Origin of the sequence: Dyadobacter psychrophilus, assembly GCF_900167945.1 — a bacterium.
Lineage (GTDB): Bacteria > Bacteroidota > Bacteroidia > Cytophagales > Spirosomataceae > Dyadobacter > Dyadobacter psychrophilus.
Window position 1 is genome coordinate 963,728 of sequence record NZ_FUZA01000001.1, and the last position, 25,780, is coordinate 989,507.

Consider the following 25,780-nt stretch of genomic DNA (forward strand, 5'->3'; position numbering starts at 1 on the left):
ACTGGTTTTAATTATGCCCGGGCAGTGTTTTTTATGTGTTAAAATTATATTTGTAAGAAGTAAGAGTCATCTATACTACTCTTTAATATTGTAAAAATCTTTTCAAAACTTTAAACCAACTGGAATGTCAAGAAAGATCAGGATGGGTATGGTGGGCGGATCGCTTGATGCCTTTATAGGCGGGGTCCATCGCCGTGCTGCTATTATGGATGGAGAAATTGAGCTGGTTTGTGGTGTTTTTAGTTCAGATCCTTCCAAATCAAAAGAAACCGGCCGCGCCTTGTATTTGCCGGAGGACAGACTTTACAACGATTTCGAGGAGATGATCCTCAAAGAAAAACAACTTCCTGAAGGAGAACGCATGGATTTCGTGGCTATCGTAACGCCCAATCACATGCATAAAGCGCCGACAAAACTGGCACTTGAAAACGGATTTCATGTTGTTTGCGACAAGCCTATTACACTGAATACAGAGGAAGCAGAGGAAATTACGGCATTGGTTGAAAAAACCGGCCTGATTTTCTGTCTTACCCACAATTATACAGGTTATCCCATGGTCAAAGAAGCGAAGCATATGATCGCTTCGGGCGCAATTGGGGAAATCAGGAAGGTTATTGTTGAATATCCGCAGGGCTGGCTGGCAACATTGGTGGAAGTGACTGGCAACAAGCAAGCGGCATGGAGAACAGATCCAAAACGCTCCGGTGCTGCGGGCGGCTTAGGCGACATCGGAACCCATGCTGAAAACCTGGCTGAATACATTACAGGGCTGAAAATCACACAAGTTTGCGCTGATCTGACGATTTTCGTGGAAGGCCGCTTGCTGGATGATGACGCTCATGTGCTGCTGCGTTTTAATAATGGTGCAAAAGGAATTCTTCAAAACAGCCAGATTGCCAATGGCGAGGAAAACGACCTGAACATTCGTGTTTATGGCGAAACAGGCGGCCTGCAATGGAAACAGCTGGATCCCAACACATTAATTCACAAAACCAACCAAGGCGCCCGGATCATTCGGACAGGCGTCGGGAATTTGTCCAAAGCCGCGCAGGTGCACACCCGCATTCCCGCAGGTCACCCGGAAGGTTATTTTGAAGCTTTTGCAAACCTCTACCGCAATTTTGCCATCCACTTGAGAGCATATTGGGAAGGCCGCAATGCTGATCCTGTTTACGATTTCCCGTCTGCACAGGACGGCCTTAGGGGTATGAAGTTCATTGATGCCGTCATTGCATCAAATGCTTCGGACACCAAATGGACTAATTTCTGATCTTATCTTTTTTCACCTTTTCATTCAATACCCGTTTTATGAACAAAATTAAAGTTGGCGTTGTCGGAACCGGCTTCATTGGGCCCGCACATATTGAAGCTTTGAGACGTCTTCCAAATGTAGAAGTTGCTGCACTTTGCGAAGTAACCGCCGAGCTTGCCAAAGAGAAAGCAGATGGACTTGGAATTGCTCGTTCCTATACATTTGATGAATTACTGAAACAAGATGATATTCAGGCCATTCACATTTGTACACCAAACTTTCTTCATTATTCCCAGTCAAAAGCCGCGTTGCTGGCAGGGAAACATGTGATTTGCGAAAAACCGCTTGCCAAAGATCTGCATGAAGCAGAAGAACTGGTGAAGCTGGCAGCTGAAACCGGGCTTGTGAATGCTGTTCACTTTAATTTGCGTTACTATCCTTTGGCGCGCCAGATGAAGTCCATGCGTGAAAAGGGCGAACTGGGTGAAATTTATTCATTCATCGGTTCTTACTTGCAAGACTGGCTTTTCTACCAAACGGATTACAACTGGCGCCTCGAACCAGACAAATCCGGCGATTCCCGTGCGATTGCCGACATTGGTTCACACTTAATGGACATTTTGGAATACATTACCGGATTGAAAACCGTTGCCGTGATGGCCGATTTCAATACCGTTCATAAAACGCGTAAAAAGCCGCTTAAAGCCGTTGAAACATATTCCGGCAAAATGTTGCAGCCCGAAGATTACGCAGACGTCCCCATTACAACTGAGGATCATGCGAACGTTTTGCTTCGTTTTGATAATGGTAACAAAGGTGTTATCACCGTTTCACAAGTTTCTGCCGGTCGTAAAAACCGCATGAGTCTGGAAATTTCAGGTTCCAAGAAAACTTTCAGCTGGTGCTCCGAGTCGCCCAATGAAATGTGGATCGGTAACCGCGACAAAGCGAATGAAATCCTGATGCGCGATCCTTCTCTGGTAAACGAAGACGTACGTTCGACGATCACATTCCCAGGTGGTCATAACGAAGGCTTCCCGGACACTTCAAAACAAATGTTCAAAGAAGTGTACGCAGCCATCGCCGCCGGAAAACAACCAGAAAACCCAACATTCCCAACCTTCGCTGACGGCTATCGCGAGCTGTTGATTTGTGAAAAGATTTTGGAAAGCAACAAAGCGCAGGCCTGGGTAACTATTTAATTTTGACTCATTAACATTATGAAAACAATAAAAGGACCTGGAATCTTTCTTGCTCAATTTTTGGGCGACGAAGCTCCGTTTAATTCACTGGATTCTATTGCGGACTACATGGCCGCTTTGGGCTATAAAGGCTTGCAGCTTCCTACGTGGGATCCGCGGGTGATCGATGTGAAGCAGGCCGCGGAATCTCAAACTTACGCTGATGAGCTGAAAGGAAAACTGAAAGATAAAGGCTTAGAGATCACTGAACTGGCTTCTCATATTATTGGACAACTGGTTGCTTCGCATCCCGTTTATGACGAGATGTATGATGGCTTTGCTGTTCCGGAAGTGAGAAATAACCCGAAAGCACGCGCAGAATGGGCTACGCAACATTTGAAATACGTTGCGAAAGCCAGCGCAAATCTCGGTTTGAAAGCAAGTGCAACATTTTCAGGCGCATTGGCATGGCCATTCCTTTATCCATGGCCGCAACGCCCTGCTGGTTTGGTTGAAACTGCGTTTAAAGAATTGGCAGCCCGCTGGAAACCGATTCTGGACGTTTATGACGAGAATGGTGTGGACGTAGCGTACGAGCTGCACCCGGGAGAAGACGTTTTTGACGGTTCCACTTTCGAAATGTTCGTGGATTATCTGGGCGGTCATACGCGTGCGAACATTAACTATGATCCAAGCCATTTTGTATTGCAACAATTGGATTATCTGCAATTCATTGATCTTTACCACGACCGTATCAAAGCGTTCCACGTAAAAGATGCAGAATTTAACCCAACTGGCAAGCAAGGCGTTTATAGCGGTTTTGCAGGCTGGGCTGACCGGGCAGGACGTTTCCGTTCGCTAGGCGATGGCCAGGTTGATTTCGGAAGTATTTTCTCAAAATTATCCCAATATGACTACGATAGCTGGGCTGTTTTGGAATGGGAATGCTGCATCAAATCGCCGGTTCAGGGAGCTGCGGAAGGTGCGCCATTCATTGAGAATCATATCATTGAAGTTACGACAAAAGCATTTGACGATTTTGCAGGAACCGGTGCTGATGAAGCATTCAACCGTAAGGTGTTAGGACTTTAATTGTCGAACTAACAAGTATATTGAAAACCTATTTTCCTTATGGAAGATAGGTTTTTTTGCTATATCAGTTAACCCAATTATGACTCTAAGAATGAGTAATTTTTTAAATCAAATTTTACCAAAACAGCTGCGGAAGCTTGGCATCGTTGCAATGGCCTGTTTTTGTGTAAATGCAACCGCACAAACCGTCACGCCTGAGAAACGGGTGCTCGTGTTTTCTAAAACCGCAGGCTTCCGGCATTCATCTATCCCGGCTGGGCGGACTGCACTTATCAAGCTAGGCAAGGAAAAAGGCTTTGCCGTCGACACAACGGAGAATTCTTCCGTTTTCAATGAAAAAAATTTACAAAAATACAGCGCCGTTGTTTTCTTGAACACCACGGGCAATGTGCTGGACAACAAGCAGCAGGACGCATTTGAGCGTTACATTCAGGCGGGTGGCGGCTATCTCGGCATTCATGCTTCGACCGACACGGAATATGAATGGCCCTGGTATAATAAACTGGCAGGAGCGCAATTCCTAAGCCACCCAGGTAACCCGAATGTGCAGGAAGGCGAAGCCTATGTGGTAAATGATCAGCATGAGTCAATGACTGATTTTCCTAAAAAATGGAAGATTAAGGATGAGTTCTATGACTTTAAAAACTTCAACCCAAAGGTTAATGTGCTGGTTAAGATCGATGAGAAGTCTTATAAAGACGGCAAAATGGGTGATAACCACCCGATGTCCTGGTATCACGAATACGACGGTGGAAAAGCGTTTTATACCAATTTCGGGCACGAGGATGCGACTTTTGTTAATCCTGTTTTTGTCAAACATTTAACAGGCGGCCTTAACTATGTGATGGCGTCCAGCCTGGATTATTCCAAATCACGTCCGGAAGAAAACCGCTTTACCAAGAAAGTGCTTGCTACGAAACTGGACGAACCAACAGAGCTTGTCGTGCTGGACGACCAGCGCGTTTTATTGACTGAGCGCAAAGGAAAACTCAAACTTTACAATCCAAAAACAGGCAAGATTAAGGTTGTTGCAGATGTTCCGGTTTATATCAAACAGGAATATGGTTTAATGGGCCTCAACATTGACCCTAATTTCAAAACCAACAAGCTGGTTTACCTTTACTACTCTCCGCCTTCAACCGAAAAGGACACTGCCCAGCATTTGTCTCGCTTTAAGTATGATGATGTAAAAGACACATTGCTGCTTTCAACCGAGGAAGTTTTGCTGACTGTTCCTGTGAAAAGAACCGATTGCTGCCACACCGGCGGTTCAATTGCATGGGATGCAAAAGGAAACTTGTATTTATCAACGGGTGATGATGTAAATCCTTTCCAGTCAAATGGATATGGCCCTATTGACGGGCGTCCGGGACGTGAGGGATGGGACGGCAGACATTCATCCTCTAACACCAATTCGCTTCGTGGTAAGGTGTTGAGAATTAAGCCAAGATATGGCGATCGCCGTGCGAATATGCCAGGCGGAACCAATTTATATGACATTCCTGAAGGCAATTTATTCCCAGCAGGCAACCCGAAAGCGCGTCCGGAAATTTATGTCATGGGAACCAGAAACCCTTATCGGATTTCTGTCGATCAGCATACGGGTTATTTGTATTGGGGTGATGTAGGGCCTGATGCATCAAATGACGACCCTAAGCGCGGCCCGCGTGGCTATGATGAAGTTAACCAGGCAAGAAAGGCGGGTTACTTCGGTTATCCCCTATTCATTGCAGACAACAAGCCTTACATTGAATTCAATTTTGCGGACAGCACATCTGGAAAGCCATTTGATCCTGCTAAGCCGATCAACAATTCACCGCACAACACGGGTTTGCAAGAGCTTCCTCCGGCACAGCCCGCATTCATTTACTATCCTTATGCCGATTCGCCCGATTTCGGAGCAATTGTTGGCAAAGGCGGCCGTAATGCAATGGCCGGACCGGTTTATTATGCAGCTGATTTTCAGGATAGCAAAAATAAATTCCCAGGTTATTACAATGGCAAATTCTTCGCTTACGACTGGATCCGCGATTACATTAACATTGTAACGATGAACGAGCAGGGTGATTTGATGAACATAGAACGCTTTATGCCGAACGCAAAATTCAGTCATCCGATTGATATGCAGTTCGCTAATGATGGCTCGCTTTATACATTGGAATATGGGCCAAACTGGTTTGCGCAAAATGATGAAGCCAGCTTGTCACACATTACTTACAATGCTGGAAACCGTGTTCCTGTTGCTATGGCAAATGCTACCAACACGGTTGGAGCAGTTCCGTTAAAAGTTAATTTCTCTTCAAAAGGCTCAGTAGACTACGATGGTGACGCCGTGAAATATGAATGGTCATTTGGCAAAGGATTACCAAAAAGCACTGTTGCCAACCCAAGCTTCACCTATGCCAAACCAGGTGAATATGTCGCAACTTTGAAAGTGACCGATAGCGCCGGAAATTCCAACACATCCGAAGTAACAGTAAAAGCAGGGAATGCTATTCCAAAAGTTGATGTGGCCATTAAGGGAAATAAAACATTCTATTGGAATGATAAACCGGTCAATTACGAGGTTTCCGTGGCAGATAAGGAGGACGGAAGTTTGTCCGACAAGAAAATCCCGGAAGACGAAGTAACCTTGACCATTAATTACCTGGAAGGTTTCGACAAAACGCAGCTGGCGCAAGGCCACGTGGCTAATACCGGTTTCGAAACCGGAAAGCGCTTAATCGAACTGAGTGATTGCAAGGCTTGCCATTCGATCAATAAAAAGTCGATCGGACCTGCTTATATCGAAGTGGCAAAACGCTACGAGAAGGAACGTAACGCTGTAAAAACGCTGGCAGATAAGGTGATCAGAGGCGGTGGTGGTGTTTGGGGTGAGCAAGCTATGGCAGCGCACCCGCAGCATAAGCCGGAAGAGGCGGAAGAAATGGTAAAATACATCCTCTCCCTCGCTCAGGAAAAAGCGGTCGACAAAAAGCCATTGAAAAGCTCCTATGTAACCGAGGCTAAGAAAAAAGACGGTTCATACATTTTCACAGCCAGCTATACAGACAAGGGCAGCGCGAACATGGGACCATTAACAGGCTCTAAAACGATCGCATTGCGCCCGGCGACGATTCTGGCCAATGCAGCCGATAGCACAAGTAATGTTTTCAAGTTCAAAAATGAAAAAGGAACAGAAATAGTGATAGGCACAAAAAATGGCAGTTTCATCACATTTGATGACATTGATTTGAATGGCATTTCTAACCTCTCCGTTGCGGTCACATCTGTTGCAGAGCGGACAGCGGGAGGAATACTTGAAATACATCTGGATGGCGTTTCCGGGCCAAAAGTTGGCGAAGGAAAAGTCGATAAAGCTGAGACGATCAACATTCCGATCAAAGCTCCGGCAGACAATAAGCTGCACAAACTGTTTTTCGTTTTCAAAAATCCCTCAGCTGGCCCGAAGCCACTCTTCGGAATCGAATGGATAAAGTTTGATAGCGCGGCGATGTAGATTTTGAATTATATCAGAATAAAAATGCTGGCCTCGTTAAGAAGCCAGCATTTTTGTTTTAAGCACTGTAATGGAAGCAATGTTATTTGTTAACCATCATCTTCTTGGCACCATTGCTTTTGCCGTCTGTAACCAGATCATAAACAAAAACGCCGTTAACAAACTGATCAGCTGATAATGTCAAAGAGCCTTCGCCACGATCTTTAACAGGATAAGAACCAACCTTTACGCCTTCTATCGAATAGACATTAATAATGGCATCTTTCACAGACTGCGGAATAAAAAAGCGAATGGCAGTGCTCTGAGAAAAGCCATTCGGTGCATTTTGTTCCAGCATGACGCCGTTTGCATTTGACTCCTGACGCGCTGCGGCATTACCAGTTAAGGGTTTGATTGTCCCAGAAGCTACAATCCTTTCCAATTGTTCCAAACGTTTCGCCAGGTCCTGAATTTTCGTTTCTTTTTGATCGATAATTTCCTGCTGTTCTTTTACCGCGTTGACCAGCATATATGTCACCGTACCCGCATCATAATCCAGATATTCCGTTTTGTTGCCCAATGAATCCTGGTAAGTGAAGTTACCAATTGTGTAAGGAGCGATTTCTTTCATGTCCTGAGCGATTACGCCAACGAATTTTTTGTCAGTACCGATTCCTGCTTGGCCGTTGTAAGAAAACCAAACCGGCTTAATCTTTTTGATCAACTCCAGGCCGTCCTCAAACTCTGAGATGTCCTTTTTCAACCTGCGATCAGATGCAACAATCCATGTAGATGTTCCCGCTTTTGCCGCCAAAAATGTGTTTAGCTGCAATTTATAGTTCGGGGCAGAAACGCCTATTCCAACATTTGCATTGTTACCAAGGACGAGGCTATTACTGTTGCTTACAAATGCATTGGCACCAATCGCGGTTGCATTGTACAAGTCACCAAAAATACCACTTCCCGATTTCGAGCCGATAAAGGTGTTTTCCTGCCCAGTCTTGTTGTTGTACCCTGCATGGCTCCCAAAGAAGCTGTTCCCTTCACCAGTTTCATTTTTGAAGCCGGTGTTTACCCCAAAAAAGCTGTTGAAATGACCTTGGCTTGATTTTCCAGATCCCGAGCCGAAAAATGAGTTCCAACTTCCGTACTTATTATTTAGACCAGCGTCGGTCCCCAGAAAGGAATTATGATAACCACTTTGAGTATTTGCGCCCGCTGAATATCCTATGAAAGTGTTATATTCTGTCTCGTTCCTAAATCCTGCTTTGTATCCCAGGTTTGTGTTTCCAATCCCCACTTGATTTTCATATCCGGCACGACTACCCACAGAAGTATTTGAAGAAGCAGTGGTACTTTCCCTTCCGGCGGTTGATCCAATGTATACGTTATCATCTCCCGTGGAATTCTTAAAACCAGCCGATATCCCTACAAAAGTATTTTCCTCGCCTGAAAGATTAAAGTGTCCGGAAGTGCTGCCAACAAAAGTATTGCCTTTTCCACTTGTATTTTCCTTTCCTGCGTTAGCTCCAATAAATGTATTATAGCCTCCAGTGTTGTGTTGTCCCGCATACTCACCATAAAAAGTGTGGTAACTTCCATTGGTTCCGACCAAAGGACCATAATGTGTTTGTGCAGATACGGTATTCGTGGATAAGAAAAGGACAAGAAGACATCCAGTCAGATAAATTTTTTTCATAGCAATTTTTATTTTGGTTTAACAAATCGGAGAGAGGCTCCGTTTAGCAATAGCAAATTGTGCTGATGACGATTTATTAAACTAAAAGATTGAATGAAAGGCGGGAGTCAGTGAGCAATCGGAATATACTAGATTGGTGCAATACAACCATTATAAATGTACTTATGGCAAGTAAGCCAACTACTTCGCAAACCCCTCAATCCCCAGCCCAAACAATGCAAAGTCATACTTCACTGGATCTTCGGGGCTTAATTGCTTTAATGAGGCGGTGAGTTCTTTGGCGGTTTGCCAGTCGGTGACGGGTCGTTTGATGAGGCCTAACAAACGGGCGACGCGGTCCACGTGGACGTCGCAGGGGCAGACGAGTTGGGACGGCTTAATGGTGTTCCAGATGCCGAAATCCACGCCATTGTCGTCCTTCCTTACCATCCAGCGCAGGAACATATTGAGGCGTTTGCAGGAGGATTTTCTTAATGGTGTGGCAATGTGTTTGGCCGTTCTGGCAGGGAAATCTTCGGAATCCCGGAACAGGTTATGAAATCCGATTAATGCATTTTCTATAGTCTCTTCGCTTTCTTGCATATGACTGCTGAATGCGAATTCCAGGGAGTCGTGCTGCCTATAATATTGCTGAAAGAAATACAGGAAGTAAAGCGTATCCGTAGCATTGAATGTGCGGTGCTTGAAATGTAGGAAGGGTTTCAAATCACTTTCGGTGTGATTGAGGACAAAATCGTAGGGAGCGCCATCCATTAAGCGGGACAATTCCAGACATTTGTTGATGATGGTTTTTCGCTGTCCCCAGGCAAGCACAGCCGCCCAGAAACCCATTATTTCAATGTCCTGCTTTACAGAAAATGAATGCGGAATGCTAATTGGATCGAAAGGAATGAATGCAGGCTGGTTATACTGCTCAGCCTTTGCTTCCAATAAATCCGTAACGAATGAGGAAAATGTAGGAATTATAGTCTCAGTGCCTTGCATGGCTTCCTCCGAACAGGTAAGCCAAAACCTTTGAAATACCTGAAAAAAACATGATTATGCCCGAAAACAAGAAGGTAAAAATGGCAATGAAGGGATAAAGCAATGTGAACATTACGCTCCACAACTTGTACCCTGCTGTATTTTTAAGTGCTGCCCGCTCTTCTTCTCTTTTTGAGCGAAATTCCGGTGAGTGCTTCATAATGTTGATGTAGGATGCTTACTCAAGATAACTTACAACTGCCCTGAATCGTTTGCTGTTAGGCGAAACTTTTTCAAAAGCCCTGGAAGATAACTTGATAACAATGTCGTCATTAATACTTGTATCGGGGATACGGCCAATGATCCGCACGATAATTTTTTCCTGATTATATTCATTTAAAACCTCCACTAAAGCGCCTACCGGTGCCGTACGGTGCAAACCCAGAAATTTGCTCGTGCTTTCGTCTGTTTCAATCACTTCCGCTAGACCGGACTCCGATTTCTTCTTCCCCTTAACAACCTTTGGCGGCGCAACTTCTTCCACCGGCTTCACTACCTTTTCAGGAACTATGGCTTTGGCTTTCACTGAATCTTTAACGACTGTTGTCGTTGTAGTCACTTTGGGTGCGGGTGCTGCCACAGTTGGAGCGGGTTTTTCAGTTCCTTTCTCGCTGACAATCAGTTCCTGGCCATCTTTCAGGTTATCGTCTGTCAAATTATTCCATTTCCTGAGGTCGGCCATCAAAACACCATATTTCACTGCAACGCGATAAAGTGTTTCACCAGGTTCTACTTTGTGAAGACCGTTGGCCGGAGCTGGCGTTGTTGCACTGGCAGTGGGTGCCGAAGTGGTTGTTGGTGCGGGGGCAGTTGGTGCAGGGACGGCAGGCGTTGTAGCAGTTGGCGCCGGAACCGTTGGAGCTGGCGTTGTCACTACAGGCTTAACTTCCTTCTCCTCTGCTTTGGCGGCGTCCTTTTTATCTTCTTTTTTTGAATCTTTTTTGCTGGTCTTTGGCGTGTAAGGGACGCGGATCGTTTGCCCGGACTGAATGTTGTCTGCCATGCCAGGATTAGCATCCCGGAGCGCCTGAATGGTGGTGCCATACTGACGAACCACCGCAAACATAGTTTGCCCTTGATTTACTCTATGCAGAACAAATATCTTACCTCCTACTCTTTCGACCCCGACGGAGTCAACAACATTACTCCCTTTTGCCCGGGCCTCAGTCAAACCTGTCAACAAACCTGCCAGAATGGTCAGGCAAAAAACGTATTTCATTTATTATGAAAGTGTTAAACTCGAAAACTCGTTATTATTTTTTAGATAAACCAATGTAGATGCTTTTAACATCATCGTTGAGCGGCCCATTCCTTCGCGTTCTTCTGACAATTGTTCGTGTAAAACCAATTGCTTCTGATCTGTAACAATGAGGAGATATTGAACTGATTTATCTTGCTCGTAAATATAATAAGAAAACATTATATAGGGTCTTTTCTCCAGATAATCAATGCTCACCGCTATATGCCCATTCGTTACATCTTGAATAAAAGTGGCAAGTTTTTCAAAGTATACGCTGTCTTTCCTGTAACGAACCGGTTCCTGTAAAATTACTTTTTCAAAATCGTCCGTGTAACTTTCCTTCAAAGCGGATGTTTCACCCGTGTCAGCATTGCAAGCCTTGTAAATAAATTGCTCACCCGATTTGCCCGCCACCTCTATGTATTTGTCATCGAGCGGCTTAACCATCAAATGTCCTGGCAAAGCCCATAAAAATTCTCCATTGACAGCAGAAAACGCAAGCAGATCAGTTGGTTCCGGCACTTCGGGATAACGATAATTATGCAGGAAAATATTGTTGTGAGAGAACGCGGTCAGAGAACTCCACCAATCTGCTTCCGGCGGGGAATAATGCCACAATTGCTTCATCTGGGCCGTATCGACCATTGCGAATGAAACTTGCTTGGGTTCACTTTCACGCAATTCAATAACCCACAGATCGCTTTGCGGATCCGGGTCAGGCAAAATCCGCCAGATATTTTGTGAAAACCGTTGAGAAAAAACTTTTTGCAATTTTTTAGCTTTATTTTGAAACAAAATTCAACAAAATATAGACCAACTGACCTCGTGCGAATATTAGGAATAATCCCTGCCCGCTATGCTTCCACCCGTTTTCCAGCCAAGGCGTTGGTTGATATAGGCGGAAAAAGCATGATCCAGCGGGTTTATGAACAATCATCCAAAGCTACGCAACTCGATCAGGTTATTGTTGCTACCGACGACGAAAGAATCTTTAATCACGTTACGGATTTCGGCGGAAAGGCGATAATGACCGCAAACACACACCAGAGTGGCACAGATCGCTGTTTTGAAGCACTTACGAAAACGGACGGCATATACGAATATGTGATTAACATTCAGGGTGATGAGCCTTTTATCAGCCCGGAACCGATTGATAATCTGGCAGAAGCATTGGACGGGCAAGTTGAACTCGCAACACTTGTCAAGGTTATCGACAGCGATGAAATCCTTTTTAATCATAATGTGCCAAAAGCAGTCCTGAATAAACGGAACGAAGTGATGTATTTCAGCCGTCAGACGATCCCCTATCTTCGCAATCCGGAATCAGGCCAATGGCTTGGTGCTCACACATTTTACAAACATATAGGCATCTACGCATATCGTGCTGACGTGCTGGCGGAGATCACCAAACTGCCTGTTTCTGCATTGGAAAAAGCGGAAGCGCTGGAGCAACTTCGCTGGCTGGAAAATGGTTATGCTATCAAAGCAGTGATCACGTCGGACGACTCTCATGGAGTTGATACGCCAGAAGACCTTGTGCGGGTAAGCAGAAAGTTTTTGTTGTAGAAATGCCCGTCTGGAACGCTATTTGTAAATTTTAGGGCAACGCGCTTTCAGATTCAATTCTCTTAAAAAACGTTAAAATGGGTATTTTTATACGACCTGTTGGAATTGGGGCGTTACCCTTATAGTGATTTTATTTACCACAATTGAAAAACCATACATATGCAATATAACATTCTTTGGGCCGATGATGAAATAGACCTCCTCAAACCACATATCATGTTCCTGACCAATAAAGGTTACAGCGTAACGCCGGTTAACAGCGGTGCAGATGCCTTGGACCGTATTGAAAATGACCGGTTTGACATTGTTTTTCTGGACGAAATGATGCCGGGGATGACTGGCCTGGAAACATTGGCACAAATAAAACAGCAACAGCCTAATTTGCCTGTTGTGATGATTACAAAGAGTGAGGAAGAGCATATTATGGAAGATGCTATCGGCTCAAAAATCGACGATTATCTCATTAAACCACTGAATCCCAATCAGATACTACTTTCTGTAAAAAAGATCCTGGATAACAAACGATTGGTTACTGAAAAGACAACATTGAGTTACCAGCAGGAATTCAGGAATTTGGCGATGCAATATCAGGACAGGATCGGGCATGAGGAGTGGGCTGACATTTATAAAAAGCTGATTTACTGGGAATTGGAATTGGAAAGCTCGGAAGATCAGGGAATGGCGGAAGTTTTCAGTATGCAAAAAAGCGAAGCCAATGCCAATTTTTGCAAGTTCATCGAAGACGAATACGAGGAATGGCTGAATGATCCTCGTTCGGATAAACCTATTTTATCGCATCAATTGATGAAACAAAAGGTTTTCCCACATCTTAAAGGATCGGACGAACCATTATTTTTCCTGTTAATTGACAATTTCCGATATGATCAATGGAAGATGATCCAGCCTATTTTGCAGGAATATTTTAACATTGAAGAAGAGTCTTCTTATTACTCAATTCTTCCTACAACGACCGGATATGCGCGTAATGCTATTTTCTCTGGCCTTATGCCGAGCGAAATGGAGCGCAAGCACCCGCAATGGTGGGTTAGTGACGAAAATACACCCGAAGGTGAAGAAGGACTTAATAATCACGAGCACGATTTCCTCCAGAAACAACTGGAAATGAATCATTTGAACAATGTTAAAAGTTCTTACCACAAAATCCTGAATGCAAATCAGGGAAAAGCGTTGATCGACAACTTCAACAATATGCTGAATAACCAGCTGAATGTGGTTGTTTACAACTTCGTGGACATGCTTTCACATGCGCGTACGGATGTGCAAATGATTAAAGAACTTGCTCCTGACGAAGCTGCATACAGATCAATAACCAAGTCATGGTTCCAGCATTCACCGCTTTTAGACTTTATCAAAAAGGTGGCTGAAAAGAAATGCAGGCTGATATTAACAACTGATCACGGCATGATCCGCGTTCAGAAACCGGTGAAAATTATTGGTTACCGTGAAACGAATACGAACCTCCGTTACAAACACGGGAAGAATTTGGGATTTGATGACAAAAATTTAATGGTTTGTCGCAAACCGGAGAGAATTTTCCTTCCAAAACCGCACGTATCGACCTCTTATGTGTTTACCAAAGAGGATTATTTCTTTGCTTACCCGAACAATTACAATCAATATGTCAACTTGTACAGGGATACATTCCAGCACGGAGGCGTTTCCCTCGAAGAAATGATCATTCCGATCATTGATCTGAAAGCGAAGTAAATTTGGTTTATATAAAAAAGGGAAAAGCATCCGGTCATATGATCGGATGCTTTTCCCTTTTTATGCTTGAATTAATCAGCCTTCTATGACACTTCCGTTCTCGCATTTCAGAACACGTGCGGGGAATTTTCGCAGGAACTCATGGTTATGGGTCGCCATTAAGATCGCAACGCCGGCATTATTAATCGTCCTGAACACCTGCATGATCTGCTCGGCAACTTCCGGGTCAAGATTACCAGTGGGTTCATCCGCGATCAAAATCCGGGGCTCGTTCAGCATTGCACGGGCGATTACCACCCGCTGCTGCTCACCGCCGGAAAGCTGGTGCGGCATTCGTTTCTGAGCCGTTCCCAGTCCTACCTGCATTAAAACCTCGGCAATGCGTTTTGAAATTTTGCCTTTATCATCCCAGCCAGTCGCTTTTAACACAAATGACAGGTTGTCCTCAACAGAACGGTCGGAAAGTAGCTGGAAGTCCTGAAAAACGATGCCTATCTTACGACGAAGGAACGGAATGTCCGATCTCTTAATGTTATGAAGCTCATAACCGGCAACTTTCGCAGAACCTGTGTGCAGCCACAGATCTGCATATAACGTTTTCAAAAGAGAACTTTTCCCGCTGCCGGTCCGTCCGATCATGTAAACGAACTCGCCGTTTTTTATTTCAAAATGTACATCGTTTAAAACAGGCCGCTCACCCTGATAAATATCTGCCCGATCCAGTATGATAATTGGCTCTGTTGACTCCGTCATAAAAAATTAGGTATTTGGATTTCCCTTTTTGTAATCGGAAAGAAATTTCTCAAGACCGATATCCGTAAGCGGGTGTTTCAGCAATGCTTCCATCGCGCTCAATGGACCTGTCATAACGTCTGCACCTACTTCTGCGCATTGGATAATGTGCATTGGGTGACGAACAGATGCCGCTAAAACTTGTGTATCAAAACCGTAATTTCTGTAAATCAAAAGGATTTGCTCGATGAGTGCGATACCATCTGTTGAAATATCATCCAGACGACCGATAAACGGAGAAACGTATGTTGCACCTGCTTTTGCTGCCAAAAGCGCTTGTCCTGCCGAGAAAATCAATGTGCAGTTGGTACGAACACCTTTCCCAGAAAAATATTTCAATGCTTTAACGCCTTCTTTCGTCATTGGGATCTTCACAACGATTTTATCATCGATCTCGATCAATTCTTCACCTTCGCGGATCATTCCAGCCAAATCGATTGAAATAACCTCTGCACTCACGTCACCTTCAACGATGTCGCAGATTGCTTTATAATGGCGCATGATATTATCCCTGCCCGTAATTCCTTCCTTAGCCATTAACGATGGGTTGGTAGTAACGCCGTCCAAAACACCAAGTGCCTGTGCTTCCTGAATCTCTGCCAGGTTAGCAGTATCAATAAAAAATTTCATAACGGGAATTTATTGGTTAGAATATTCCACAAAAGTAGAAAACCCTGGTCAAAAGCAAAAAGAAAGAGGAGAATAGAACCGAAAGGACATAAAAAAAGGCAAACCGAGAATCTCACCGCATCGACCACCTACCCTTGCTTCCGTCAGGACCTGGGGGATTCGGAAGGAGCTGGTAGTTCCGATTTGCCAGGTGCAAAGATAAAGACATTTTATTGACAAAAAGAAAACATTCATTTAACGTTTGGGCTTACTTTTGTGCGAATCAATTAGAAATGAACAGTTATGCCGCGTTATTTTTTTTTATTTTTCCTCTATTTATGTTTCTCCTGTGCCCAATCTTCTGATGCTTTTCTGCAAAAAGGGAAAGAATTAATGCAACAGGGCAAAACCCGTGAAGCCATTGAATTTATTAATAAAGCGATTGAAAAAGACGACGCAAACGCTGATGCATTCAACCTGCGCGGCGTTGCATATTACGAATTGAAAGAATACCCGAGTGCGCTGCTGGACTTCGGACAGGCAATCAAGCTGAAACCAAATTCTTACCGTCCCTATTTTAACCGTGCGCTGCTTTACACAGATGAAAACCGCCTGGATTCGGCATTTGCAGATTACAACAAGTCAGCGGAACTGGCGCCGGACACAGCCGATGTCTTCCTTAACCGTGGCCAACTATTGGTATTAATGGAAAAACCAACGGAAGCGATCGCAGATTTTGAAAAAGCGACCAAACTGGACGACAACAACAAGCAAGCCTGGTATAACCTCGGAAACACTTACTATCGCAATAAGGATTACAAAAAGGCAACATTGGCATTTCGCCAGACTGTGCGTTTGGATGCGGCTTATGGCAAAGCATTTTACGGATTGGGCCTTGCCCAGTGGAATGATGGCGAGAAAGATCTTGGCTGCACCAATCTGAAACAGGCATTGAATGTAGGCTATTCGGACGCAGCCAATGCGCTGGCGCAGTTTTGTAAATAAAACCATTTTAACCCACTTCGTTATGAGACTTTTTAAAATAGCATTTGGAATAATTTTCGTCATTTTTGCCTACTTACAGCTTAATGACCCAGATTCAGGCCTTTGGATCGCCATTTATAGTTTTGCTGCTCTGGCCTGTTTTATGAGCATTCGTGAACTCTGGCCGAGTTGGGTATTTTATGCGCTTGGGGCAGGGTATCTGGTTGCTGCTATTTTGCAATGGCCACCGGAATTTGAAGGGATATTTTTTGGAGAAACAGCTATGAGAAGCCTGAATATTGAATTGGCGAGAGAATCGCTGGGACTGGGAATTTGTACAATCGTAATGGTTGTGATCGGCAAGTGGGGTTGATTTAATCTTTTAGCCACTCAATTTCCTTCAATCCAACTTCTAATGTCCCATTTTCAGAAAGCAGTTGCATAACCAACTTGCCTTGCTGGGTTACGTGGCTGACAGTTCCTTCGAAAACGCGGTTCTGGTGTTTGAACCATACAGAATGATTGTATCCGTAGAGATTTGTCAAATAATCCTTACGGATGCGGTCATGCGAAGCCTTTGAAAGCAAATCGGCATAAAAAACATCCAGGCAGCGAAGCAGTTTATGGAATTCATCTCCAAGTACAAATTGCCTGCCTGTTTCCTTGCCAATGGAAGTAGCGTAGGCATTTGCAAAAACTTTCTGGTTAATATTCACCCCAATGCCAATGACCGAGCTGGAAATTTTGTTTCCCTGAATTGAATTCTCAATAAGTACCCCGCACACCTTTTTGCCATTCACCTGAACATCGTTCGGCCACTTGACTTTGGAATCGTCTACATATTTACCCGCGTACGCCCGGATGCCCAGCGCAACCGCCTGGCTTAGCAAAAACTGATCTCCAACAGGCAAAAAACCGGGTGTTAAAATGACCGAAAAAGTGAGATTCTCCCCGGGATTTGCAACCCATTCCGTCCCTCTTTGCCCCCTGCCTTTTACCTGATTGTCGGTTATGACAATGGTCCCCTCGTCGAACAACCCTGCGTGTACTATTTCAGCCGCTATGTCGTTTGTAGAGTGACAAGTTGGCAGGTATATAACTTTTTTACCAATTATTAAGGTATCCTGTATAGAGTTGTACAATTTTTTTGCTTTACTTTAGGGTTTGTAAAAGGAATTAACTACGCATGAAAGAACGCAAAAATAAAGAACTATCCTCAAAAGATCTCTCTGAGCTGGTAGCAAAAGGAATGATAGAAAAGAAAGGCTTGGACATAGCAATACTTGACCTCAGAAAAGTAAAAAATTCAATAACCGATTTTTTTGTAATTTGTTCGGGAAATTCCGACACTCAGATAGATGCTTTGGCCAATTCGGTTGAAGACGAAGTTTACAAAATGTCCAAAACAGAACCCTGGCAGAAGGAAGGAAAGGCGAATGGAGAATGGATTTTGATTGATTATGTAGATGTTGTAGCACACATTTTCAATAAAGATCGCCGCAAGCATTATGATCTGGAAGAACTTTGGGGAGATGCAGAGGTAACATACCTGGAAGATTCCATGGTATAAGTGACCGGCAGGTGAACATTCACCTGAACCGGAATGTTGTTTAGTATATTTCCTCTTAATTAAAAAACACAGAATGTCTGAAAACGATAACAAAAGAGGGCCTCTCAGTCCTAAAAGTCCCCAAAAAGGATATCAGGGCTGGATTATCGCCGCTCTGATTGCCACTATACTTGGAATAACATACCTGAACCGGACCTCAACCATTCGCGAGACGACCCAAAAGCGTTTCGAAAAAATGATGGCTGATAAGGAAGTGGAAAGGGTAACGATTGTTAATGACAAGTCGGTTGAGGTTACGCTGAAACCGGAGGCATTAAAACAAGATAAATACAAGGTTGTTGCAAAGGAAAATAACTATTTCGGTGGGGAAACTGCATCGCACTATCAATTCCAGGTAACGTCTGCTGAAACTTTCAAGAAAGATTTCGATAAGATGCAGGAAGGTGTTCCGGATGATGATAAGGTGCCTTTTGTAGTGGATACCCGTAACGACTGGACCAGTTTCCTCGGAACCTGGGGCTTTTTTATTGTCATGATCCTGGTTATGTACTTCATCTTGGGCAGAATGTCGGGTGGAGTCGGGCCGGGTGGTCAGATCTTTAACATAGGCCGTTCACGCGCTACATTGTTTGATGCTGAGAATAAGGTTAAGATCACATTTAACGATGTGGCTGGCCTGGATGAAGCAAAAGAAGAGATCAAAGAGATCGTAGAATATCTGCAAAGCCCTGATAAATTCAAGAAGTTGGGTGCAAAAATTCCTAAAGGTGCATTGCTTGTAGGACCTCCGGGAACAGGTAAAACATTGTTAGCCAAGGCAGTAGCAGGTGAAGCCGGCGTTCCTTTCTTCTCATTGTCAGGTTCTGACTTCGTGGAAATGTTCGTGGGTGTGGGTGCGGCTCGTGTTCGTGACCTTTTTAAGCAAGCGAAAGAAAAAGCGCCTTGTATTATTTTTATTGATGAAATTGATGCAGTTGGCCGTTCACGCGGACGTGGTGCCATGCCAGGTTCTAATGATGAGCGTGAGAATACATTGAACTCACTATTGGTAGAAATGGACGGTTTCGCGACCGATTCAGGTATCATTATCGTAGCAGCTACGAACCGCCCAGACGTTCTCGATCCTGCCTTGCTTCGTCCAGGCCGTTTTGACCGTCAGATTTCAGTGGATAAGCCGGATGTTATTGGTCGTGAAGCAATTTTCAAAGTGCATTTAAAACCTTTGAAATTGTCGACTGACGTTAACATTCAGAAGCTTTCTTCTCAAACACCCGGTTTTGCCGGTGCAGAAATTGCGAACGTTTGTAATGAAGCAGCATTGATCGCAGCGCGTCGTAACCGGGAGGAAGTTACTATGCAAGACTTTCAGGATGCAATGGACCGCGTAATTGGTGGTTTGGAAAAGAAAAACAAGTTGATTTCTCCTGAGGAAAAAGAAATCGTTGCTTACCATGAAGCAGGTCACGCAGTGGCAGGTTGGTTCCTGGAACACGCCGATCCATTGGTTAAAGTTTCTATCGTCCCTCGTGGTGTTGCGGCATTGGGTTATGCCCAATATCTGCCGAGAGAACAGTATTTGTATCGTACGGAGCAGCTGTTTGATGAAATGTGCATGACATTAGGCGGACGTGCAGCGGAAGATGTGGTTTTCGGTAAAATTTCAACCGGTGCATTAAGTGACCTTGAACGCGTGACGAAAGTTGCTTACAGCATGGTAACCATGTACGGAATGAACGAGCGTATCGGAAACATTTCTTACTACGATTCGAAACAAAGCGATTACGCATTTACGAAACCATATTCTGAATCAACCTCACAAGCGATTGATGAGGAGGTAAGAAAGCTGATCGACCAGGCTTATCAGTTTGTTAAAAACTTGCTGAGCGAAAAGCGTGATAAATTGGAAGTGTTGGCAAAAGAGCTTTTGGAAAAAGAAATTCTGTTCCAAAGTGATCTTGAAAAACTGATCGGAAAGCGCCCTTACGAGAAGGAAACGAGCTATCAGGCTTACATTAACCGCCGTTCAAACGAAGAAGCTGCGATTCACGAGGAAGTTGTGAAACATACGCTTGAGAACGATAAAAAAGAAGAGGAAATGGCGGAAGCTGAAAAAGGTGCTTCCAACGAGTAGTCAGTTCTTTTGATATAATTTATTTTCGGTAGCCGGGCAATGATGTTGTCCGGCTATTATTTTTGTAACGAACCTAATATTCACATTCCAACGCCCGAAAAAATGTCTTTTGAAATATTTAAACAGCAATTTGGTGACCTGACCGAGCTTGTCATCCAGGAAGCATCCACAGGCAACCGTTGCGTCGTTGTCCCCGAACTGGGTGGAATTGTTCGTCAGTTGTCGCTTCGCAAAGGCATTACGTTGTTTTCGTTATTGAAAACTCCTCCGACTCCGGACAGCCTTGTCGCGGATACGAAAAGTGCAAGTGAGTTGCTGTTTCCATTTGCGAGCCGGATCCCGGACGGCAAATACAAATTTCTGGGAAAGGAATATCAACTGGCGAAAAACGAAACCGGCAATCTGAACGCCATTCACGGCTTGGTGCGGAAACAGCAGTTTACTTTGGGAGAGCAAATAATAGAAGCGGATCATGCGTCCATTAAGCTTTCCTATGACCTGAATGAGCTGGAAGGTTATCCGTTTGCTGTGAAGTTTTCTGTGCTTTATACATTGCATGCGGATGGCCGGTTTGTGTTAAGCTATGAAGCCGTCAATGATGGCGCGGAACCTGCACCAATTATGTTCGGCTGGCATCCTTACTTCCTGCTTGGCAACGAACAGGTGGACGCCTGGAAAATTAACATTCCTTCCGGCGAGATCGTCGATTTTGATAATAACCAGATTCCTGTCGGCAAAAAGCCATTTTTAGTGGACAGACCAACCAAACTATATCAAAAAGCCTTCGATAACTGCTTCATCGTGGACTCCGCAACCAACAGCGCGGTCACTGAGCTAATCTCCGAAAATCAAGACATTACCTTGCGGATCAAGCAGGAAACAGGTGAGGGGAAATTCAATTACCTGGTTGTGTACACGCCACCCGCACGCGACTGCGTTGCGATAGAACCATTAACAGCGAATGTGAATGCATTTAATTCCGGCGAAGGACTGAATGTTCTGGCCCAGGGCAAAAGCATTGATGGTGCCATTACGTTGAGTTTAATTTAAGACCGGTGCTTTTTGTACCAAAGCGCTTTCTGCATGAGTAATTTCCAGTTGGTCAGATAACTCAGGTGGGCGAGCAGAATCGAAAATTTTACGGATAAATTGTCCCTGTGGCGCATGTTGTAAACGAATATGCGCCACGACTTGGATTTCAAAAGGGGACGCTCGTTCTCCCAGTGTTTCAGGATCGCATTACAGAAATTGTCCGTCGGGAATGTCGATGCATTTCCCGAATCTTTCGGTGCAAATGTCTCGCCAGTCAGCAAACGAACCATTCCTATTGACTCTTTCAATAGGTTATTAAAGCCCTTTTTCCTGGAAACGTCCTCAATGTAAGCCCAGTCCAGGATGTGGGAATATTTGCGTAAAAGCCTGGCAAAGTCGGCCATATATTTCAGCTTGTCCCACTGCTCAACGCCGCCGTGGTGAATGACCATCATGAGCAGTTGGTTTTCCATGCCGGGAATCTGAATGGATGAGCCAGCCATTGCAACGGAAATCATATTATGTGAAAGTTCCTCCCAGGTTAAGTCATAGCAATAACGGGGATAACTTGGCCTCCACTGAATTTCGAGCGATTGTAATGTGTGGTTCTTAATGGGCTCTAACGGAAGTTGGTAATCGGTGTTCAGATACGCTGCGCGCAGAGCATCCCGATTGAAGAGATATTTTCGGTAAGCGTCCGGTGCAAAGCCTTTTCCTTTTAATGTCGCGAGGCTTTTGCTAATGTCACCCTGATCGATGAAAAAATCAATGTCCCCAAATTCCCGCTGCGTAGGCTTTTCATACAATAGCCAGGCCCACAACGCGCCTTTCATTAAAAAGGCTTTGACATCATCCGCGATAAGCTGCTTGTACAAGTTTACAGAGATTCCGAGAAATGCCATGTTCGTCACGGCTTGTCCCATTGCAAACTCCTTCAAAGCCGCCAAGTGCTTACCAGGAATTTCAAGCGCTCCGTTCTGGCTTTGCAAATGATCCAGTAACAATGGCCTTATCTGATGCCAATTGGCCAGTTTTGTAAGTTTGGCCCAGTTGATTTTTCGTTGATATAAATCGGTTGGTGGTTTTGATTCTGCCCCAAAAGCAGCGTCAATAAGAATGGCCAGCTCCGGTGAAATGTTCAGGTCTGGCATATTATCCGGCAATTAATTGTTCCGGAATGCTTTCACTTACCCATTTTTCAAGGTTCTCAAATCCGTCCGGACGTTTCTTTTTCCATAACCTGGCAGATCTGGTGCACTGAAAGCTTTGAAAAAAGTGCCTTTTTAAAATATCATCTGTAAGCAGCTGATTAGGCAATGGGAAATTTTTAAGCATTTCAGTCGGAATTTCGGCAGCGGATAATGGCACCAACGATTTTCTGTTCCGTGCTTTATGCAAGAAGAAAACCTCCTTCAATGGCACTGGTTCATGCACGAAACCCGCCTTAGGCTGATAAGAGAACTTGTTAACGCCTTCACTGACAGGTTGCAGCTCCGACTTTTCATATTGCAGCCCATTAGCCGTTTCGTCCCAGATTTTAAGTTGCGGGTATGCCGGAATAATGTATGCTAATCCCTTGTCATTGAATCCGATAGCGGTTAAATCATCGCTTAATAATTTACAACCCGCCTTAACAAATGCAGCCGCAGTGGTTGATTTCCCGGCACCGGGCGTTCCCATGAAACACCAGCCATCATTTCCAACCTGGACGGAGCTTGCATGCAGCAGAAAAAATCCTCTTTGAAACAATATTAAACCTAATGCCTCGCTAACGGTGAACAGACTTATCAGGTTGCCATCATCGACCAATGGATTCACAACCAGACAATCGCCGTTCATAGCTTTGAAAGAAGCAATGTTATGCCAATGCAAATAAAGATTTTCATCCGCATCTTTGGCAAAACCAGCCCTCACTCCTCTTCTGTATAATTGTGTATTTTCGAGCGTCGGAACATCAAACGGTTGGGATTTGATATAGAGGTCATGCTTTACACCGGCATCTCCGTCGCTCAATTCGGGAAGTTCAATTTCGGAAAGGATATTTAGCCCGAAGGCTTTATAGTGATGCATGTGTGTTATAGTAAATTCAATTCCAAACCCAAATGCGCTGATATAGAACGGATTGCGGCCAGTTTCCCATGATCACAGTTCCATTTTTTTCCACCCAGGCGTGCGCTTCAAACTGTTTGGCAGGATTTACTTCAATTCCAATTTCAAGCGTTAATGCCGGGACTTTTCGCAGCAGATATTTCGTTGCGAGCGCTCGGGGAAGGCATAACAGTTCTAACGGCAGCAAATTAGCCGCAGTATCCACGGCCCAAACGGTTAAATCTATCCTTTCCTGAGATATTTCACCCACAGATTTTGTATCGCACAGCCAGTGAAAAAGTTTCCTGAATGTTCCGAAAGGCAAAATTGTCAATCCTGTTTTAATAAGCACCAGGCTAACAGTCGCTTTTAGAAAGATAGCCTTTCCTTCGCCGGACAACTCGTTCCATTTGGCAATATGGTGCTTGAATGTTCCCAACCGCGTTATTTAATTACCTCAACCAGTTTCTCAGAAATAAGATCTTTGAGCAGTGTATCAATGTCGCTTTTGCAAGTTTCGGGATCGACCTCATATTCGCTGATCACGGCATTGCAAAGCGCATCAAGGGTTTGCGGCCCTTTTTCCAGATTATCCCAAACCAGCACACCAACTTCATTCAGTCCGTAATAGGCTCCTTTGTTGTGATTAAGGATTACTGTTTCTCCTGCAACTTTCGAAGAAATCTGGTCGGATGTAAGTTGGTATTTTGTCATGAAAGGGGCTATTCTTATATGATATAATGTGTTTTGCTTTGTACAAAGTTAAAAATTTTAATTACTCAATCTCAAACTTTATTCCCTGCGCCAAAGGAAGTGCAGTTCCGTAATTGATTGTGTTGGTTTGTCTGCGCATGTAAACTTTCCACGCGTCCGAACCTGACTCACGACCGCCGCCTGTCTCTTTTTCACCACCAAAAGCACCGCCAATTTCAGCTCCGGAAGTCCCGATGTTCACATTCGCAATCCCGCAATCCGATCCGGCATGAGACAGAAATAGCTCTGATTCCCTGATATTTAGCGTAAAAATGGCTGACGACAACCCTTGCGGAACATCGTTTTGAATGGTAATTGCTTCTTCCAGCTCATTGTATTTAATCAAATAAAGAATGGGCGCGAATGTCTCGTGCTGGACAATCGGATATTTATTCAGCACCTCAGCAACACAAGGCGCAACATAACATCCTGACGTAAAAGCATCACCATTGAACACCTTCGGCTCAACAATAAAACGGCCACCGGCTTCTTTCACTTTTTCTACGGTAAGCTGATATTGTAAAACGGCCTCCTTATCAATCAATGGTCCAACGTGAATGTTCGCATCAAGCGGATTCCCGATCCGTAACTGCGCATACGCTTTCACCAGCCGCCGCTTCACTTCTTCATAAATGTCTGCTTGAACGATAATCCTTCTCGTTGACGTGCACCTTTGACCAGCCGTTCCTACCGCTCCAAAAACAATCCCCGGAACGGCGACATTGAGATCTGCCGACGGCGTAACAATAATGGCATTGTTTCCGCCCAGTTCGAGCAAACTTTTACCAAGCCTCCGCGCCACGGCTTCTCCAACAGATTTCCCCATTCTGGTGCTGCCCGTTGCCGAAACCAATGCGATCCGAGGATCATTGGCAAGCCACTCTCCGGCCTCGCGTCCGCCGGTTAAAATACACGATACACCTTCCGGAACATCATTATTTTCAAGGACTGTTTTTATGATATTTTGGCACGCTAAGGCGGTCAAAGGTGTTTTTTCAGACGGTTTCCAAATGCAAACGTCCCCGCAAACCCAGGCTAGCATCGCATTCCAGGACCAAACGGCAACCGGAAAGTTAAATGCTGAAATAATGCCGACTATTCCAATCGGATGCCATTGCTCATACATCCGGTGCTGTGATCGTTCGCTATGCATAGTCAACCCGTAAAGCTGGCGCGAAAGACCCACAGCAAAATCACAGATATCGATCATTTCCTGCACTTCTCCCAAACCTTCCTGCAAGCTTTTGCCCATTTCATAACTTACCAATGTGCCCAGCTCAATTTTAAATTTTCGGAGCTGATCTCCCATTTGCCGCACAATCTCACCTCGCTTTGGAGCCGGGACCTGCTTCCAGATCTGATAAGCTTCCAGGGCCTTCTGAACCACAAAGTCATAGTCCGAGCGATCGGCTTGATTTGCCTGCGCTATTCTTTTTCCATCGACAGGTGAAAAAGATTCCAAAACCCCTCCATTCCCTGACTGGTGAAGTTTTCCTGTGCTGACACCATTATTAAGCTGCTGAATGCCAAGTGCGTCCAGGACAGTTTGTATATTTTCCATT

General features: G+C 44.5%; 24 protein-coding genes. 11 read left to right on the forward strand and 13 right to left on the reverse strand.

Annotation, left to right across the window (positions count from 1 at the left end):
- Positions 1-142 precede the first annotated feature (142 nt).
- From B5X68_RS04270 to B5X68_RS04285, 4 genes are all read left to right on the forward strand, one after another.
- On the forward strand, positions 143-1,270 hold the full coding sequence (locus B5X68_RS04270) for a Gfo/Idh/MocA family protein (protein WP_082213989.1): 1,128 nt from the start codon (positions 143-145) through the stop codon (positions 1,268-1,270).
- A gap of 38 nt (positions 1,271-1,308) precedes the next feature.
- Positions 1,309-2,454: a Gfo/Idh/MocA family protein gene (locus B5X68_RS04275; RefSeq protein WP_082213398.1), complete on the forward strand. Its 1,146-nt coding sequence runs from the start codon at positions 1,309-1,311 to the stop codon at positions 2,452-2,454.
- An 18-nt stretch (positions 2,455-2,472) separates the two neighbouring features.
- The gene (locus B5X68_RS04280) at positions 2,473-3,525 is read left to right on the forward strand and encodes a sugar phosphate isomerase/epimerase family protein (protein WP_082213399.1); all 1,053 of its coding nucleotides are present in this window, start codon (positions 2,473-2,475) and stop codon (positions 3,523-3,525) included.
- Positions 3,526-3,616: 91 nt separating this feature from the next.
- The gene (locus tag B5X68_RS04285) at positions 3,617-7,024 is read left to right on the forward strand and encodes a ThuA domain-containing protein (protein WP_082213400.1); all 3,408 of its coding nucleotides are present in this window, start codon (positions 3,617-3,619) and stop codon (positions 7,022-7,024) included.
- 82 nt (positions 7,025-7,106) lie between these two features.
- Here B5X68_RS04285 and B5X68_RS04290 read toward each other — a convergent pair whose 3' ends face one another.
- From B5X68_RS04290 to B5X68_RS04310, 5 genes are all read right to left on the reverse strand, one after another.
- Entirely contained in the window at positions 7,107-8,702 is a 1,596-nt protein-coding gene (locus tag B5X68_RS04290) for a tail fiber domain-containing protein (protein ID WP_082213401.1), read from the reverse strand.
- 180 nt (positions 8,703-8,882) lie between these two features.
- On the reverse strand, positions 8,883-9,686 hold the full coding sequence (locus B5X68_RS04295) for a TIGR02757 family protein (RefSeq protein ID WP_082213402.1): 804 nt from the start codon (positions 9,684-9,686) through the stop codon (positions 8,883-8,885).
- A complete protein-coding gene (locus B5X68_RS04300) occupies positions 9,673-9,885 on the reverse strand; it encodes a hypothetical protein (RefSeq protein WP_229208274.1) in 213 nt (70 codons plus the stop codon). The genes B5X68_RS04295 and B5X68_RS04300 overlap by 14 nt, the downstream gene beginning before the upstream one ends.
- An 18-nt stretch (positions 9,886-9,903) precedes the next feature.
- Positions 9,904-10,944 (reverse strand): LysM peptidoglycan-binding domain-containing protein, encoded by a 1,041-nt coding sequence (locus tag B5X68_RS04305; protein WP_082213404.1) that lies wholly within the window; start codon positions 10,942-10,944, stop codon positions 9,904-9,906.
- 3 nt (positions 10,945-10,947) lie between these two features.
- Positions 10,948-11,736: a DUF4905 domain-containing protein gene (locus B5X68_RS04310; protein WP_170916578.1), complete on the reverse strand. Its 789-nt coding sequence runs from the start codon at positions 11,734-11,736 to the stop codon at positions 10,948-10,950.
- A gap of 54 nt (positions 11,737-11,790) precedes the next feature.
- Between B5X68_RS04310 and kdsB the strand changes: the two genes are divergently transcribed.
- Together kdsB and porX are read left to right on the forward strand one after the other, a co-directional pair.
- Entirely contained in the window at positions 11,791-12,531 is a 741-nt protein-coding gene (gene kdsB / locus B5X68_RS04315) for a 3-deoxy-manno-octulosonate cytidylyltransferase (RefSeq protein ID WP_082213991.1), read from the forward strand.
- A gap of 159 nt (positions 12,532-12,690) precedes the next feature.
- Positions 12,691-14,259, forward strand: a complete 1,569-nt coding sequence (porX, locus tag B5X68_RS04320; protein ID WP_082213406.1) for a T9SS response regulator signal transducer PorX — start codon at positions 12,691-12,693, stop codon at positions 14,257-14,259.
- A gap of 75 nt (positions 14,260-14,334) precedes the next feature.
- On the opposite strand, the gene B5X68_RS04325 is transcribed toward porX, so the two are convergent.
- Together B5X68_RS04325 and fsa are read right to left on the reverse strand one after the other, a co-directional pair.
- Complete coding sequence (locus B5X68_RS04325) at positions 14,335-14,991, reverse strand: cell division ATP-binding protein FtsE (protein ID WP_445447086.1); 657 nt, start codon at positions 14,989-14,991, stop codon at positions 14,335-14,337.
- A 27-nt stretch (positions 14,992-15,018) separates the two neighbouring features.
- Positions 15,019-15,681 (reverse strand): fructose-6-phosphate aldolase, encoded by a 663-nt coding sequence (gene fsa, locus B5X68_RS04330; RefSeq protein ID WP_082213408.1) that lies wholly within the window; start codon positions 15,679-15,681, stop codon positions 15,019-15,021.
- A 282-nt stretch (positions 15,682-15,963) separates the two neighbouring features.
- Here fsa and B5X68_RS04335 point away from each other — a divergent pair, with 282 nt between their 5' ends.
- Complete coding sequence (locus tag B5X68_RS04335; RefSeq protein ID WP_082213409.1) at positions 15,964-16,665, forward strand: tetratricopeptide repeat protein; 702 nt, start codon at positions 15,964-15,966, stop codon at positions 16,663-16,665.
- 22 nt (positions 16,666-16,687) lie between these two features.
- Positions 16,688-17,017, forward strand: a complete 330-nt coding sequence (locus tag B5X68_RS04340; RefSeq protein ID WP_082213992.1) for a transmembrane 220 family protein — start codon at positions 16,688-16,690, stop codon at positions 17,015-17,017.
- A 1-nt stretch (position 17,018) separates the two neighbouring features.
- On the opposite strand, the gene B5X68_RS04345 is transcribed toward B5X68_RS04340, so the two are convergent.
- Positions 17,019-17,786: a biotin--[acetyl-CoA-carboxylase] ligase gene (locus tag B5X68_RS04345; protein ID WP_082213410.1), complete on the reverse strand. Its 768-nt coding sequence runs from the start codon at positions 17,784-17,786 to the stop codon at positions 17,019-17,021.
- A gap of 44 nt (positions 17,787-17,830) precedes the next feature.
- Here B5X68_RS04345 and rsfS point away from each other — a divergent pair, with 44 nt between their 5' ends.
- From rsfS to B5X68_RS04360, 3 genes are all read left to right on the forward strand, one after another.
- Entirely contained in the window at positions 17,831-18,214 is a 384-nt protein-coding gene (gene rsfS / locus B5X68_RS04350; RefSeq protein ID WP_082213411.1) for a ribosome silencing factor, read from the forward strand.
- Between the two features lie 73 nt (positions 18,215-18,287).
- Positions 18,288-20,345, forward strand: a complete 2,058-nt coding sequence (gene ftsH / locus B5X68_RS04355) for an ATP-dependent zinc metalloprotease FtsH (RefSeq protein WP_082213412.1) — start codon at positions 18,288-18,290, stop codon at positions 20,343-20,345.
- A gap of 102 nt (positions 20,346-20,447) precedes the next feature.
- Positions 20,448-21,395 carry an aldose 1-epimerase gene (locus B5X68_RS04360; protein ID WP_082213993.1) on the forward strand — a complete coding sequence of 316 codons (948 nt, stop codon included), beginning with the start codon at positions 20,448-20,450 and terminating at the stop codon, positions 21,393-21,395.
- Here the strand turns inward: B5X68_RS04360 and B5X68_RS04365 are convergent.
- From B5X68_RS04365 to amaB, 5 genes are all read right to left on the reverse strand, one after another.
- A complete protein-coding gene (locus B5X68_RS04365; protein ID WP_141110187.1) occupies positions 21,392-22,528 on the reverse strand; it encodes a nucleotidyltransferase domain-containing protein in 1,137 nt (378 codons plus the stop codon). The genes B5X68_RS04360 and B5X68_RS04365 overlap by 4 nt on opposite strands.
- Position 22,529: 1 nt before the next feature.
- On the reverse strand, positions 22,530-23,447 hold the full coding sequence (locus B5X68_RS04370) for a serine kinase (protein ID WP_082213413.1): 918 nt from the start codon (positions 23,445-23,447) through the stop codon (positions 22,530-22,532).
- A gap of 16 nt (positions 23,448-23,463) precedes the next feature.
- Entirely contained in the window at positions 23,464-23,904 is a 441-nt protein-coding gene (locus B5X68_RS04375; RefSeq protein ID WP_229208276.1) for a lasso peptide biosynthesis B2 protein, read from the reverse strand.
- 5 nt (positions 23,905-23,909) lie between these two features.
- Positions 23,910-24,179, reverse strand: a complete 270-nt coding sequence (locus tag B5X68_RS04380) for a PqqD family protein (protein WP_082213415.1) — start codon at positions 24,177-24,179, stop codon at positions 23,910-23,912.
- 61 nt (positions 24,180-24,240) lie between these two features.
- A complete protein-coding gene (gene amaB, locus B5X68_RS04385; protein ID WP_082213994.1) occupies positions 24,241-25,770 on the reverse strand; it encodes an L-piperidine-6-carboxylate dehydrogenase in 1,530 nt (509 codons plus the stop codon).
- Between the last annotated feature and the right edge of the window lie 10 nt (positions 25,771-25,780).